A 13,898-nucleotide genomic window follows, 5' to 3' on the forward strand; every position below is an offset into this window, starting at 1 on the left:
CTAACTATGAAGAGATACTCTTGTGGGGCCAAAACCCCGATAATGGCTGCCATCGCCAAATGGCCACCGCTGTGCTAGGTAATAACCTTGCGGAGCGGCATTGCAATCAAGCTGGCGCCGGTCACGCGTGCGCTGATGGAAAGAAGACATGAAGCAGGCATCGAGAAATCGGGAAGAGAGCACAGAGGTCCAGGACGCTCTGAAATCCTGCCTTCCCTCATTCACGGGGGTTGCCGTCTTTTCGGCGGTGGTCAACCTTCTGGCTCTGACGGGCTCCATTTACATGCTCCAGGTCTATGACCGGGTGCTGTCGAGCCAGAACATCGCGACCCTCATCGGTCTCTCGTTGATTACACTCGCGGCCTATGCGCTTTCGGGCGGCCTCGACATGCTGCGCAGCCGGATGCTGGCGCGCATCGGCGCCCGCTTCGACGAGCTCCTCTCTCACCGCGTCTTCGACCTCGTGGCCACGATGCCGCTGAAGGGCGCCAAGCAGGCCGAGAGCATGCAGCCGATCCGCGACGTCGACACGATCCGGGGCTTCCTCTCCAGCCTGGGTCCCACGGCCCTGTTCGACATGCCCTTCATGCCGATCTTCCTCATCGGCTGCTTCATGATCCATCCGGGCATCGGCGTCATGTCGGTGGTGGGCGGCATCATCATCATCGGCCTGACCATCTACACGGACTCCAAGAGCAAGGGCCCGTCCTACGAGGTGACCAAGAGCGGCGCCGAGCGTCATGCGATTGCGGAAACCAGCCGCCGCAACGCCGAGTCCATCCGGGCCAACGGCATGCTGGGCTTCCTGTCCAAGCGCTACGACGAGGTGCATGTGCGCCACGTCAATGACGGCCTGATGGCCAGCGAATCGTCTGCCGGCATCAGCGCCTTCGCCAAGGTGTTCCGCATGGTCCTGCAGTCGGCCGTCCTGGGCCTGGGCGCCTACTACGTGATCAAGGGCCAGATGTCGGGCGGTCTCATGATCGCCGGCTCGATCCTCATGTCCCGTGCCCTCGCGCCCATCGAAATTGCGGTCGCGCACTGGAAGGGCTTCACTGCCTCCCGCCAGGCCTATCGCCGCCTCGCGCACATCATGTCGATCGTGCCGGCCCAGGGTCAGCGCATGCCGCTGCCCGCGCCCAAGTCGACCCTGCTGGTGGACGAGGTCTATGTCGGTGCGCCCGGCGCCTCCCTGCCGATCGTGCAGGCCGCCACCATCCAGCTTCAGGCCGGCCAGGGTCTCGGCCTCATCGGCCCCAGCGCCTCCGGCAAGTCGACCCTTGCCCGCGCTCTCGTCGGCGTGTGGCCGACCCTGCGCGGCGAGATCCGCCTGGACGGCGCCGCCCTCGACCAGTGGGAAGCCGATCCCCTCGGCCGCAACATCGGCTACCTGCCGCAGGACGTGGAATTGTTCGAAGGCACCATTGCCGAGAACATCGCCCGCTTCCAGCCCGACGCGAAGCCGGACGACGTCATCGCGGCGGCGCAGACGGCCGGCGCCCATGAGCTCATCCTCAACCTGCCCGACGGCTACGACACCCGCATCGGCGAAGGCGGCGCATCGCTCTCGGGCGGTCAGCGCCAGCGCGTGGCGCTCGCCCGTGCCCTTTACGGCAACCCGTTCCTGGTGGTGCTCGACGAGCCGAATGCCAGCCTCGACGGCGCCGGCGACGAAGCCCTGAACCAGGCGATCCTGGCTGTGCGCAAGCGCGGCGGCATCGTGGTGGTCATCACGCACCGCCCGGCCGCTCTCGGCCAGGTCGATCAGGTCGCCATCATGGAAGAAGGCCGGATCAAAGCCGTTGGCCCGCGGGACGAGGTCCTGCAATCCGTCATGAAACGCAATGCGGCGCCGGCTCCTGCCGTCCGCCCGCAGCAGGCGCCGGCCGCCCAGGCTGCTAACCTGCGAGAGGTTGGTTAAATGTTGGTCCTTCAAGCTCCCGAGAAAAAGCCTTCCACCCACCAGCGGATCCTGCGCCAGTCCACCATCGGCGGCATCGCCATGATCGCCCTGTTCGGCGGCACGATCGGCCTGTGGGCGGCGACATCGACCCTGTCCGGCGCCGTCGTGGCCGGCGGTCAGTTCGTGGTCGATACCAGCGTCAAGAAGATACAGCACTCGACCGGCGGCATCGTTGGCGAGCTGAAGGTCAAGGAAGGCGACCGTGTCTCCCAAGGCGACCTTCTGGTCCGCCTCGACGAGACCGTGACCCGCGCAAACATGCAGGTCGTGTCAAAGCAGCTCGATGAGTATCTCGGCCGTCAGGCCCGCCTTGAGGCGGAGCGCGACGGTGCGTCCGAGATCGTGATGCCGGTCGAGTTCGCCAGCCGCCTCAACGAACCGGCGGTTCAGAAGATCATGTCGTCCGAGAAGACCCTGTTCACGGCACGTCGCGCCTCGCGTGACGCGCAGAAGGATCAGCTCCGGAAGCGCATCACCCAGTCCCGGGATGAGATCGTGGGTTTGAAGGCGCAGCAGAACGCCAAGACCCGCGAAGCCGAGCTGATCGTCGACGAGCTGAAGGGCGTGCGGGATCTCTACCAGAAGAACCTGGTTCCGATCACCCGCCTCAATGCTCTCGAGCGTGACGCCGCCAGCATCGAAGGCCAGCGCGGCCAGCTCATCGCAGCGGTCGCCCAGGCCGAGAGCCGGATCGCCGAAACCGAGTTCCAGATCATCCAGATCGACGAGCAGATGCTCGCCGAGGCCGTGCAGGAACTGCGCGAGATCCAGGGCAAGGTGGCGGAATATACCGAGCGCCGCGTGGCCGCCGAGGACCAGCTCAAGCGCATCGATATCCGGGCGCCGAGCGACGGCTTCGTCCACCAGCTCAATGTCCACACCATCGGGGGCGTGATCTCGCCTGCCGAACCGGTGATGAACATCGTTCCGGTGAACGACAAGATCGAGCTCGAGGCCCGTGTTCTCCCGAACGAGATCGACCAGGTGAAGATCGGCCAAAAGGCGAATGTGCGGGTTCATGCCTCCAATGCCCGCAACACGCCGGAACTGCACGGCAAGGTCAGTCGGATCTCGGCGGACGTGTCAAAGGACCAGCAGACCGGCATGACCTTCTATACCATCCGGGTCGACTTGCCTCAGGATGAGATCAAGAAGCTTGAGAAGGTGCAACTCATCGCCGGCATGCAGGCGGAAGTCTTCGTCGAGGTGAACGAGCGCACCCCGCTGCAATACTTCTTCAAGCCCATGCAGGAGCAGATCACCCGCGCCTTCCGCGAGCACTGATCGCCCTCATCACTCCGAGATGAAGCGCGGCCGGACCAACAGTCCGGCCGCGTTTTTTGTTGGAAGTCCAGGCTGAAGCCGTCTCAAGCTCCACCCAAGTCTGGAAAGTTCCGCCCAAGAACCCATAAACAGGGGCGAAGGCCGCATCCCCGTGGCTCTCCATCGAAGGCATGTCGAAGGCTCTTCCGAGGCCAGGCCTCCCCTTCGATGATGGTGCTGGTTTCTTGAGGAACTAAGTGTTTTGAGGATCATCTTCCGCTTTGGCGGCATCGCATTGCTCGTGGCGGCCATCGTCATCCTGGCGGTGCTGCCCTTTGCGACATCCTTCGTGGAACAATGGTCGCGCCGCGACGTCGAGCTGCGGTCCCGCCTGGTGTTCAATTCCGCCCGCGACCAGGTCACGGGCCTTCTTGCCCGCAACGATGCCCAGCAGGTGGCGGGCCTGTTCGAGCGAATCGCCTCCGACGAGCGCGTGCTCGCCATCGGCTATTGCGACGGACAGGATCTGCGCTTTCCCACCGTCAACATGCCCAAATCCTTTTCCTGCGCGGAGGCGGCCCGCTCCGATGCGGAGAGCTTCTCCACGGTCAGGAACCAGGATCACAACGTCCTGGTCAGTTCCTTCCCCTTGAATGCCGGCGGACGCCCGGGCCACCTCATCGTCCTGCACGATCTGAGCTATGCCGACGAGCGGGGCGGGGAGGCGAGAAACTATCTCTTCCTGGCCCTTGCCGGTGTCGCCTTCGGGGCGGCGGCGCTTGCCGCCATGATCGCCGCCCTCATCATGCGGCGATGGCTCGCCTCCATCCGGCAGGCGCTGGAGAGCGCCCGCGCGGGCAATGCGCAGCCGGCCACGGAGGAGAACATCATCCCGCTCGGCAAGGAAATCCGAGACGTGCTCCAGGAGCTGGAATCCTCCCGGCGGACCATCGATGCCGCTCATACGGATTGGAGCCCGGATACGCTGAGGGCGGCGCTCGCCAACGAGCTGTCCGGCTCCGAGGTCATCGTGGTGTCGAACCGCGAGCCCTATATCCACAACCGCACCGACGCAGGGGAGATCTCGCTGCAGATCCCCGCAAGCGGCCTCGTGTCGGCTCTGGAGCCCGTGGTGCGCGCCTGCGGCGGCACCTGGGTGGCCCATGGCAGCGGCACAGCAGATCGCGACGTGGTCGACGCCAACGACCGGGTGCCCGTCCCGCCGAATCACCCGTCCTACACCCTGCGCCGGGTCTGGCTCTCGGAAGAGGAGCAGGACGGTTATTATTACGGCGCCGCCAACGAGGGTCTCTGGCCGCTCTGCCACATCGCCTTCGTGCGGCCGATCTTCCGTGAAGCCGACTGGCAGCTCTACCGCTCGGTGAACGAGAAATTCGCCGACGCCATCGTGGCCGAGGCCAAGCGCGAGGACCCGATCATCCTGGTGCAGGACTACCACTTCGCCCTGCTGCCGCGCATGATCCGCGACAGGCTGCCCAAGGCCACCATCGTGACCTTCTGGCATATCCCCTGGCCCAATGCCGAGACCTTCGGCATCTGCCCTTGGCGCGAGGAGATCGTCGACGGGCTGCTCGGTTCGTCGATCCTCGGCTTCCACACCCAGGCCCATTGCAACAACTTCCTGGACTCGGTCGATTCCTTCGTGGAAAGCCGCATCGACCGGGAGAAGGATTCCGTGTTCTTCGGCGGTGAGGAAACCCTGATCCGCCCCTATCCGATCTCCATCGAATGGCCGCCCACCGCTATGGAAGGCCAGAAGCCCGTGGAGGAGTGCCGCCGCATCGTGCGCGAGCGCTTAGGATTGTCGCCGGACATGCGCATCGGCGTCGGCATCGAGCGGTTCGATTACACCAAGGGCATTCTCGACCGCATGCAGGCCATCGATGCCCTCATCGGGGAGAATCCGGAGTGGAGGGGCAATTTCACCTTCGTGCAGGTTGCGGCGCCGACGCGGAGCAAGCTCGCCAATTATCGCCTGCTCCAAGAGGAGGCGGAAGCTCTCGCCCGTGACATCAACGAGCGTCACGGCGGCGACGGATACCAGCCCATCAGGCTTCTCATTCGCCACCACGAGCCCGACGAGGTGTTCGAACTGTTCCGCGCGGCGGATCTGTGCATCGTGTCGAGCCTGCACGACGGCATGAACCTCGTGGCCAAGGAGTTCGTGGCCGCCCGCGACGACGAGCAGGGCGTGCTTATTCTCTCGGCCTTCGCCGGCGCCTCGCGCGAATTGTCGGAGGCGTTGATCGTCAATCCCTACAACGCCCATGCCATGGGCCAGGCCATCAACCGTGCCCTGACCATGCCCGAACCCGAGCAGCGCGAGCGCATGCGGCTGATGCGCGATCAGGTCAAGGAGCGCAATGTCTATCGCTGGGCCGGGCAGATGCTGCTTGCGGCGTCGCGCCTGCGCAAGCAGCAGCGGATCAGACAGCTGATCGCCAGGGGACGCAGGCAGGCAGCGGCCAATGCGTGACGCTTCTGCAGGATACAAGGCAATGACCAAGACAAACGAGGATTATGCCCTCTTTCTCGATTTCGACGGGACCCTCGTCGACATCGTTGAGCGGCCCGACGCGGTTGCAGTGGATCCGGCCCTGCCGAAGGTGCTCACGGATCTGCAGACCCGGCTCGGCGGTGCACTCGCCATCATCAGCGGACGTCCCGTCGAGTTTCTCGATGGTCGCTTCGTGCCCCATGAATTCGACATGGCGGGGCTTCACGGGCTCGAGCATCGCATCGCCGGCCGGCTCTCCATGTGCGATCCGGACGAGCATCCGGCCCTGCGCGAGATGGTCGAGCGTCTGAACGCGATCGTCGCGGATAAGGAAGGCATCCTGATCGAGGACAAGGGTTGCTCGGTGGCGATCCATTGGCGGCTCGCCCCGCACGAGAAGGACTTCGCGTTGGCCACGGCGCATGCAGCCATCGAGGCCTTGGGCAACGATTACCGTGTTCAGCACGGCAAAGCTGTGGCAGAAATCCTTCCCTCGGCGGCAGGGAAGGGCAAGGTGATCGAGCGGTTTCTTCACGAAGCCCCCTATAAGGGGCGGCGCCCGATCTTCATCGGCGATGACCTGACCGACGAGAACGGCTTCAAGGCCGTGAACGCCCATGGCGGCCTGTCCGTGCGCATCGGTGGCGGCGAGACCATCGCCAAGATGCGCCTCGGAACGCCCGCGGATCTGCGGCACCGCCTGTCCGTATGGGCGTCCGATGGATCCTGTCCCTTCAATGAGGATGATTGTTGATATGAGTTCGCTGGATCTTGCCGTCATCGGCAATTGCATGATCTCGGCCCTGGTCGATCGCCGCGCGCAGATCGTCTGGAGCTGCTTTCCGCGCTTCGATGGCGACCCCGTCTTCTCGGCCCTGCTCGATTGCCCCGAGGGCCAGAGCGATGCGGACCAGAAGGGCGTCTTCGCCATCGACATGGCCGGCATGGTGAGCTGCGAGCAAAGCTATCTCCAGAACACGGCCGTGCTCGTGTCGCGCATGACGGATTCCTCCGGCAACATCGTGGAGGTCACGGACTTCGCGCCGCGCTTCAAGCATTTCGACCGCACCTTCCGCCCGCCCATGCTGATCCGCCGGGTCACGCCCGTCAAAGGGCGCCCGCGCATCCGCGTCCGGCTGCGGCCGCATTTCGAATGGGGCGAGCATCAGCCAGGCCTGACGCGGGGCAGCAATCACCTGCGCTTCGTCGGCCCCGACACATCCCTTCGCCTGACCACCGATGCGTCGATCTCCTATGTCCAGGACGAACGCTTCTTCGTGGCGGACCGGCCCATCTCGTTCTTCTTCGGCGAGGACGAGCCCCTGCGCTCTGAGGCCGACACCACGGCCCGCGCGTTCCTCGACAGCACGGTCGATTTCTGGCGCGACTGGGTGCGCTCGCTCTCCATCCCGTTCGACTGGCAGGAGGCGGTGATCCGCGCCGCCATCACCCTCAAGCTGTGCAACTTCGAGGAGACGGGCGCCATCGTGGCGGCGCTCACCACCTCCGTGCCGGAGGCGCCCCACACGCAGCGCAACTGGGATTACCGCTATTGCTGGCTGCGGGACGCGTATTTCGTGATCCAGGCGCTCAACCGGCTCGGCACCACGAAGACCATGGAGGAATACCTCACCTACATCACCAACATCGTCGACGACATGGATGCCGTCCCTGACCAGAAGGACATGCCGCCGCTCTTCAGCATCACCCGCTCGCCCGATCTCGATGAGCGCGAGGCCACGGCGCTCGCGGGCTATCGCGGCATGGGGCCGGTGCGCGTCGGCAACGCGGCCTATACGCAGATCCAGAACGATGCCTATGGCAGCGTCGTGCTCGCCTCCGTTCACGCCTTCCTCGACAAGCGCCTGATCCGCTCCGGCAACAACGCCCTGTTCGCGCATCTGGAAAAGCTGGGACACAGGGCCATCGAGGTGTTCGACCAGCCCGATGCCGGCCCCTGGGAGCTGCGCACCAAGGCTGCCGTCCATACCTTTCCGAGCGTGATGTGCTGGGCCGCCTGCGACCGGCTCATCAAGATCGCCGAAGCCATGGGGCGCGAGGACCGCGCCGCGTTCTGGCGCGAGAATGCCGAGCGCATGCACCGGGTCATCGACGAGCGCGCCTACAACGCCCACAAGGGCACCTTCGTGTCCTCCTTCGAAGGCGAGGATCTCGACGCGACGCTGCTGCTCCTGGCCGAGCTCGACTTCGTGAAGCCGGATGATCCGCGCTTCATCGCCACCGTGGATGCCGTCGGCACCAAGCTGCGGCGCGGCGACCTTCTTCTGCGTTATGATGTGGAAGACGATTTCGGCCTCATGCACACGGCTTTCATGATCTGTGGCTTCTGGTACGTGGATGCCCTGAGCGCCATCGGGCGCAAGGAAGAAGCGAAGGAACTGTTCGAGCACATCCTGAGTTTGCGCAATTCCTTCGGTCTCTTCTCCGAGGACGCGGATTTCACCACCGGGGAGCTGTGGGGCAATTTCCCCCAGACCTACTCCATGGTCGGTCTCATCAACTCGGCCGTGCGCCTGAGCCGAAGCTGGGAGGAGGCGTTCTGATCATTCTGATCGAACGCTAAAGGCAAAAAGGACGATAGGCTTCGATGTTCGCATTTCCCGTTCTGCTCGGCGATATCGGCGGCACCAATGCCCGCTTCGCCGTTCTGCCTGCGCCCGGCGAGCCCGTTCAGCTCCTGCCACGCGCTCTGACGGCGCAGACGCCGGATCCGGTCGGGGCCATTAGGATCGCGCTCGAAGCCTATGAGGGATCGGCGCCACGCTCTGCCATCATCGCCGTGGCGACCAGGGTGGACGCGCCCGCGATCCGGCTGACCAATGCTCACTGGCTCATCGATGCCGAAGCCATCGGAACGGCGCTCAACCTCGAACGCGTGACCCTCGTCAACGATTATACCCCGGTCGCAGCCTCCGTGACGGTGCTCGACGAGGCGAAAGGCGATCTCGCGGCTCTCGGGAGCTTCCCACCGGCCGGATCGGGCGCGCGCGTGGTGCTGGGGCCGGGCACGGGCCTTGGCGCCGGTGCCCTGGTGCCGGTGGAGGACCGCTTCGCCATTCTGGCGACGGAAGCGGGCCACATGGAATTCGGGCCGATCACCGACGAGGAAACAGCTCTCTGGCCGCATCTGGAGCGGGTCGGCGGGCGCGTCTCCGGAGAGGTCGTGCTGTCGGGTCCGGGGCTCTTCCGCATCGCCAGGGCGCTCGCCGCCCATCGCTGCGTGGACTGTCCCTTCACCATGCCCAACGATGTTCTGGCGGCGGCTCGCGAGGGCGACAGCTTGGCCAAGGATGCCCTAGACCTGTTCGCCCGCTTCCTCGGGCGCTTCGCCGGCGATTTGGCGCTTACCTTCGAATCCTCCGGCGGCGTCTTCATCGCGGGCGGCATCGCGCCCCGGATGATTGACATCCTCCAGGCCGGCGGCTTCCGCGAGGCCTTCGACCGCAAGGCGCCGCATGACGACTGGGCCCGGAAGGTGCCGGTCTACGCCATCGTCAATCCGGAGCCGGCCCTGCAGGGCTTGGCCGCCATCGTGACGAATCCCGAGCGCTTCGTCTTCCCATCGCAGGGGTGGCAGGCTACCTGAGGGGCCGCCTGCTCTCCAACCTGCAGATGGATGATGAAAACCGAACAGATCGCTCTTGCTCCGCTGGCTCCCGGAGCCGACCTCTCTCTGACCGTTCAACGCTTCGGCCCCGAAGGCGCCCGTCCGCGCATCTATGTCCAGGCCTCGCTCCATGCGGACGAGATCCCCGGCATGATCGCAGCGCACCACCTGCGCGAGCGCCTTGTCGCGCTTGAGAACGAGGGCCGGATCAAGGGCGAGATCGTGCTCGTGCCCTCGGCCAATCCCATCGGCCTGGCGCAAAGGGTGCTGGGCGACCATATCGGCCGCTTCAACCTGAGCGATGGCATCAACTTCAACCGGGGCTATCCCGACTTCGTGCCCAAGGTGGCAGAGCGTATCGACGGCAAGCTGACCGGCGACGGAGAGGCGAATGTACGCCTGATCCGCGAGGCTCTGCGGGCGGAATGTGAGGCCTGGCAGCCCGCCAACCCGGCCGAGGCGATGAAGAAGGCTCTGCTGGGCCTGGCGCAAGAGGCCGACATCGTGCTCGACATGCATTGCGACTCGGAAGCCGTCGTGCATCTCTACACCCATACCCGTTCGGATGAGGCGTTCGCGTCCCTCTCTGCGCTGATCGGCGCCCATGCCTATCTGCTTGCGGATATCTCGGGCGACGAGCCCTTCGACGAGGCCTGCAGCCGCCCCTGGGCGGAACTGGCCGACCGCTTCCCGGATCACCCGATCCCCTTCGGCTGCCATTCCACGACCCTGGAGTTCCGGGGCGAGCGGGACGTGAGCCACGAGACGGGGCGGGCCGATGCGGCGGCCATGATCGATTATCTGATCCTGCGCGACGCCATCGCCGGTGAGGCTCCGCAGGTGCCGGAGGCCCTCTGTCGGGCCACGCCGCTGGCCGCCTCCGAGCCGGTTCAGGCGCCGGCCTACGGTATCCTGGTGTTCAAGGCAGATATCGGTGCGCGGGTGAAGGCTGGCGATGTGATCGCCGAGGTCATCGATCCGCTGACGGGCGCCACCGTCGAGGCAAAGGCGCCCTGCGACGGCGTGATGTTCGCCCGGATCGCTCAGCGCTTTGTCACCAAAGGCATGCGGCTGGCCAAGATCGCCGGCACTGAAGCCAAGCGGACCGGCAAGCTGCTCAGCGCCTAAAAACAAGAAAGGCCGCCCTGGAGGGCGGCCTTTCCATTGTCGGTTCCACGGCCCCGAAGAGCCGCCCTTAAAGGTGCGTTACGCACAAATCTCAGCAGAGGCCAAGATCCAGGTCGCGGCAACCGGGGAACGTAGGGTATGACAATGAGACACTGGATCACCTCCTTTCGTTGTTGACGGGAAAGCCCCATATGGGGTGAGAAGAGCCCAGCGAAAGGGCAGGGCGCTGCGGCGTTCTGTCTCCCACTTCGATCCCAGAGAATTTTTGAAACCCATGACCGATCTTCCGGCCCCGGTGGGCCGCCGCCGAACCTTTGCGATCATCTCCCACCCGGACGCGGGCAAGACCACGCTGACCGAGAAGCTGCTGCTTTTCGGAGGCGCGATCCAGCTTGCCGGCGAGGTGAAGGCCAAGAAGAACCGCGTCTCGACCCGGTCCGACTGGATGGGCATCGAGAAGGAGCGCGGCATCTCCGTGGTGACCTCGGTCATGACCTTCGAGTATGGCGACTGCGTCTTCAACTTGCTCGACACGCCGGGCCACGAGGACTTCTCGGAAGACACCTATCGCACGCTGACCGCCGTCGATTCCGCCATCATGGTGATCGACGCGGCCAAGGGCATCGAGGCGCGCACCCGCAAGCTGTTCGAGGTGTGCCGCATGCGCGACATCCCGATCGTCACCTTCATCAACAAGATGGACCGCGAGGCGCGCAGCCCCTTCGACCTGCTCGACGAGATCGAGAAGACGCTGGCGCTGGACACCGCACCCGTCACCTGGCCGATCAGCCAGGGCCGGAGCTTTGCCGGCACGTTTGACCTGCGCCGCAACGTCGTGCGCCGCATCGACACCGACGAGGAGCCGACGCCCGTCTCCGGTCCCGAGGATCCGAAGCTGATGAGCCTGCTGCCGCCGGAAGAGGCGGATGCTTGGCAGGAGGAGGTGATGCTCGCGCAGGAGGCCTGCAAGCCGTTCGATCTGGAGTCCTTCCGCGAAGGTCATCTCACGCCCGTGTTCTTCGGCTCGGCTTTGCGCAATTTCGGCGTGCGCGATCTTATCGATGCGCTGGCTGCTTACGCGCCGCCGCCGCGCGGCCAGGAGGCCGACAAGCGCCTTGTCGAGGCGGGCGAGCCCAAGATGTCGGGCTTCGTGTTCAAGATCCAGGCCAACATGGATCCGAACCACCGCGACCGCATCGCGTTCATGCGCATCTGCTCGGGCAAGCTCCAGCGCGGCATGAAGGCGAAGCTCGTGCGCACGGGCAAGCCCATGAGCCTGAACTCGCCGCAATTCTTCTTCGCGCAGGATCGTGCCATTGCGGACGAGGCATGGGCCGGCGACGTGGTGGGCATTCCCAACCACGGCACCTTGCGCATCGGCGATACGCTCACCGAGGGCGAGGACCTCGTGTTCCGCGGCGTGCCGAGCTTCGCGCCGGAAATCCTGCGCCGCATCAAGCTGCAGGATGCCATGAAGGCCAAGAAGCTGCGTGAGGCCCTGCAGCAGATGGCCGAGGAAGGCGTCGTGCAGCTCTTCGTGCCGCAGGACGGCTCCGGCGCTATCGTGGGCGTCGTGGGCGCGCTGCAGCTCGACGTGCTGAAGGAGCGCTTGGCCGCCGAATACGGCCTGCCGATCGACTACGAGCCGACGCGCTTCTCCATCTGCCGCTGGATCACGGCGGACGATCCGCGGGAGCTCGACAAGTTCATCGAGAGCCACCTGTCGTCCATGGCGCGGGATCTCGACGAAGCGCCCGTGTTCATGGCGGCAAACCAGTTCAACCTTCAATACGAGGTTGATCGCTACAAGGCGATCCAGTTCTCGGACGTGAAGGATTATCAGAAGAAGGCGGCTTAACAGCCGCCTTTCTTTTTGCTCAGGCCTTGAGCTGGTTCAGGGGCAGGTCGATGCGCACCTGCAGGCCTTCCGCGCGCCAGTCGTACGCGATGGCGCCGCCGAGCTGGTCCGTTACGCTCCGGTGCACGAGCTTCGAGCCGAAGCCTTCCGTGCTCGGTACGCCCTGCGTCGCCGGCCCGTTTTCTTCCTGCCATGTGAGTGTGAGCATCACGCCCCGTATCCAGGCGATCCTCAGGCGACCTTCGGGAACCGACAGGGCGCCGTATTTCAACGCGTTGGTGGCCAGTTCGTGCAGCACCAGGGTGAGGATCGTTGCAGCCTTCGGGCCGATCCGCACCGGCGGCCCCTCAAGGGTGATCGGGGACGGCGCGTCCTGGTTGACGTGCGGCGCCAGGATGGCCTCCACGATCTTCTCGACCGTGGTCTCCTCATCGGTCGGCTCACTGCCCGTGATGGCCGGACGGATCAGCTCATGCGCACGGGCGAGGGCGTCGATGCGCCCGCGCAGGGCGGCAGCCATCTGCTTGGGCGTCTCAGCCGTCCGTGCCGTCATGGCAATCATGCCGCTCGTCATGGCGAACAGGTTTTTGACCCGGTGGTTGAGCTCCTGCACCAGGAGTTGGCGGATCTCTTCGTTCCTGCGGCGCTCCGTGATGTCGATGATCGTTCCGAGAACCCGGGCGGGTTTCAGCTCGCCATTGATGATCTCGTAGAGCATGCGGCCACGGCTGAGGATCCAGCGGATCTCACCGTCAGGGCGCACAACCCGGTGCTCGATCTGGATCTGCCCCCCCGAGCGGGGATCGCTCAAGGACCCGACGCTGCTCGCCACATGCTCGCGATCGTCCGGGTGAATGGCCGAGTACCAGAACTCATAAGTCGCGGGCTCGCTCCGCGGCAGGCCGAAGATGTCCTTCTGCCGGTCCGACCAGAAGGTCTCGCCCGTCTGGACGTTCCACTCCCACAGGCCCATCTCGGTGGCTTCGACGGCAAGCGCCAGACGCTCGTTGTGAAGCGCAACCTCGCGGGCCTTGAGCTCAGCCTCGCCACGCGCCTTGACCCGCTCGGTTACATGGGCGGCGAGAGCAAGGATCCCGCTGATCTCATCGCCCCCGTCGCGGACCGGCAGAAACTTGATATCCCAATAGGTGGTGGTGCCGGGCGTAAGGACGAGGGGATGGTCCTTCAGCTCCTGCGGCTCGCCGGTTTGGAACACCTTTCCCCGCAAGGTCCAAAGCTCATGGGTGTATTTTTCACCCATGACCTCGGACACGGTTCGGCCGACGATGTCCTCGTCGGGGACGGACAGGGCGGACCGGAACAGGCGGTTCGCAAAGGCGAATTGCTGGTGCGGCCCAAGGGTCACCGAGATGGCCAGCGGCACATTCTCGAGAAGCTCGGACAAAGCCTCCCGGCTGAACCCTTCCGCTCCCCCCTGGAGACGGATCTCATCGAGACCATAGGCCCAGGGCTGAGAGGGACTCACGCTGACATCCTTTGCGAAAGCACATGAACGGGAGGGGTCATGCCACGCTGATCT

General features: G+C 64.9%; 9 protein-coding genes. 8 read left to right on the plus strand and 1 reads right to left on the minus strand.

The genetic code is table 11. The features are described 5' to 3' along the window. The first annotated feature begins 148 nt into the window (after window positions 1-148). From JKL45_RS02910 to JKL45_RS02945, 8 genes are all read left to right on the plus strand, one after another. On the plus strand, window positions 149-1,921 hold the full coding sequence (locus JKL45_RS02910) for a type I secretion system permease/ATPase (RefSeq protein WP_201859601.1): 1,773 nt from the start codon (window positions 149-151) through the stop codon (window positions 1,919-1,921). Next, entirely contained in the window at window positions 1,922-3,247 is a 1,326-nt protein-coding gene (locus JKL45_RS02915; RefSeq protein WP_201859602.1) for an HlyD family type I secretion periplasmic adaptor subunit, read from the plus strand. A gap of 241 nt (window positions 3,248-3,488) precedes the next feature. After that, complete coding sequence (locus JKL45_RS02920) at window positions 3,489-5,723, plus strand: alpha,alpha-trehalose-phosphate synthase (UDP-forming) (protein WP_201859603.1); 2,235 nt, start codon at window positions 3,489-3,491, stop codon at window positions 5,721-5,723. Window positions 5,724-5,745: 22 nt separating this feature from the next. After that, complete coding sequence (otsB, locus tag JKL45_RS02925; RefSeq protein WP_201859604.1) at window positions 5,746-6,498, plus strand: trehalose-phosphatase; 753 nt, start codon at window positions 5,746-5,748, stop codon at window positions 6,496-6,498. A gap of 1 nt (window position 6,499) precedes the next feature. Further along, window positions 6,500-8,308 (plus strand): glycoside hydrolase family 15 protein, encoded by a 1,809-nt coding sequence (locus JKL45_RS02930; protein WP_201859605.1) that lies wholly within the window; start codon window positions 6,500-6,502, stop codon window positions 8,306-8,308. A gap of 104 nt (window positions 8,309-8,412) precedes the next feature. Further along, window positions 8,413-9,351, plus strand: coding sequence for a glucokinase (locus JKL45_RS02935; RefSeq protein ID WP_376770997.1), 939 nt, complete (start codon window positions 8,413-8,415; stop codon window positions 9,349-9,351). A 30-nt stretch (window positions 9,352-9,381) separates the two neighbouring features. After that, window positions 9,382-10,500 carry a succinylglutamate desuccinylase/aspartoacylase family protein gene (locus JKL45_RS02940; RefSeq protein ID WP_201859607.1) on the plus strand — a complete coding sequence of 373 codons (1,119 nt, stop codon included), beginning with the start codon at window positions 9,382-9,384 and terminating at the stop codon, window positions 10,498-10,500. Between the two features lie 274 nt (window positions 10,501-10,774). Then, complete coding sequence (locus tag JKL45_RS02945; RefSeq protein WP_201859608.1) at window positions 10,775-12,358, plus strand: peptide chain release factor 3; 1,584 nt, start codon at window positions 10,775-10,777, stop codon at window positions 12,356-12,358. Between the two features lie 19 nt (window positions 12,359-12,377). Here the strand turns inward: JKL45_RS02945 and JKL45_RS02950 are convergent, their stop codons facing one another. Further along, the gene (locus JKL45_RS02950) at window positions 12,378-13,844 is read right to left on the minus strand and encodes a sensor histidine kinase (protein ID WP_201859609.1); all 1,467 of its coding nucleotides are present in this window, start codon (window positions 13,842-13,844) and stop codon (window positions 12,378-12,380) included. Window positions 13,845-13,898: the final 54 nt, after the last annotated feature.

Source organism: Microvirga soli, assembly GCF_016734765.1.
Taxonomy (GTDB): domain Bacteria; phylum Pseudomonadota; class Alphaproteobacteria; order Rhizobiales; family Beijerinckiaceae; genus Microvirga; species Microvirga soli.

Excerpts from the sequence above, each read along its gene's own strand:
- JKL45_RS02910 (WP_201859601.1), top strand. The coding sequence starts at position 149 with ATGAAGCAGGCATCGAGAAATCGGGAAGAGAGCACAGAGGTCCAGGAC.
- JKL45_RS02915 (WP_201859602.1), top strand. The coding sequence starts at position 1,922 with ATGTTGGTCCTTCAAGCTCCCGAGAAAAAGCCTTCCACCCACCAGCGG.
- otsB (WP_201859604.1), top strand. The coding sequence starts at position 5,746 with ATGACCAAGACAAACGAGGATTATGCCCTCTTTCTCGATTTCGACGGG.
- JKL45_RS02930 (WP_201859605.1), top strand. The coding sequence starts at position 6,500 with ATGAGTTCGCTGGATCTTGCCGTCATCGGCAATTGCATGATCTCGGCC.
- JKL45_RS02940 (WP_201859607.1), top strand. The coding sequence starts at position 9,382 with ATGATGAAAACCGAACAGATCGCTCTTGCTCCGCTGGCTCCCGGAGCC.
- JKL45_RS02945 (WP_201859608.1), top strand. The coding sequence starts at position 10,775 with ATGACCGATCTTCCGGCCCCGGTGGGCCGCCGCCGAACCTTTGCGATC.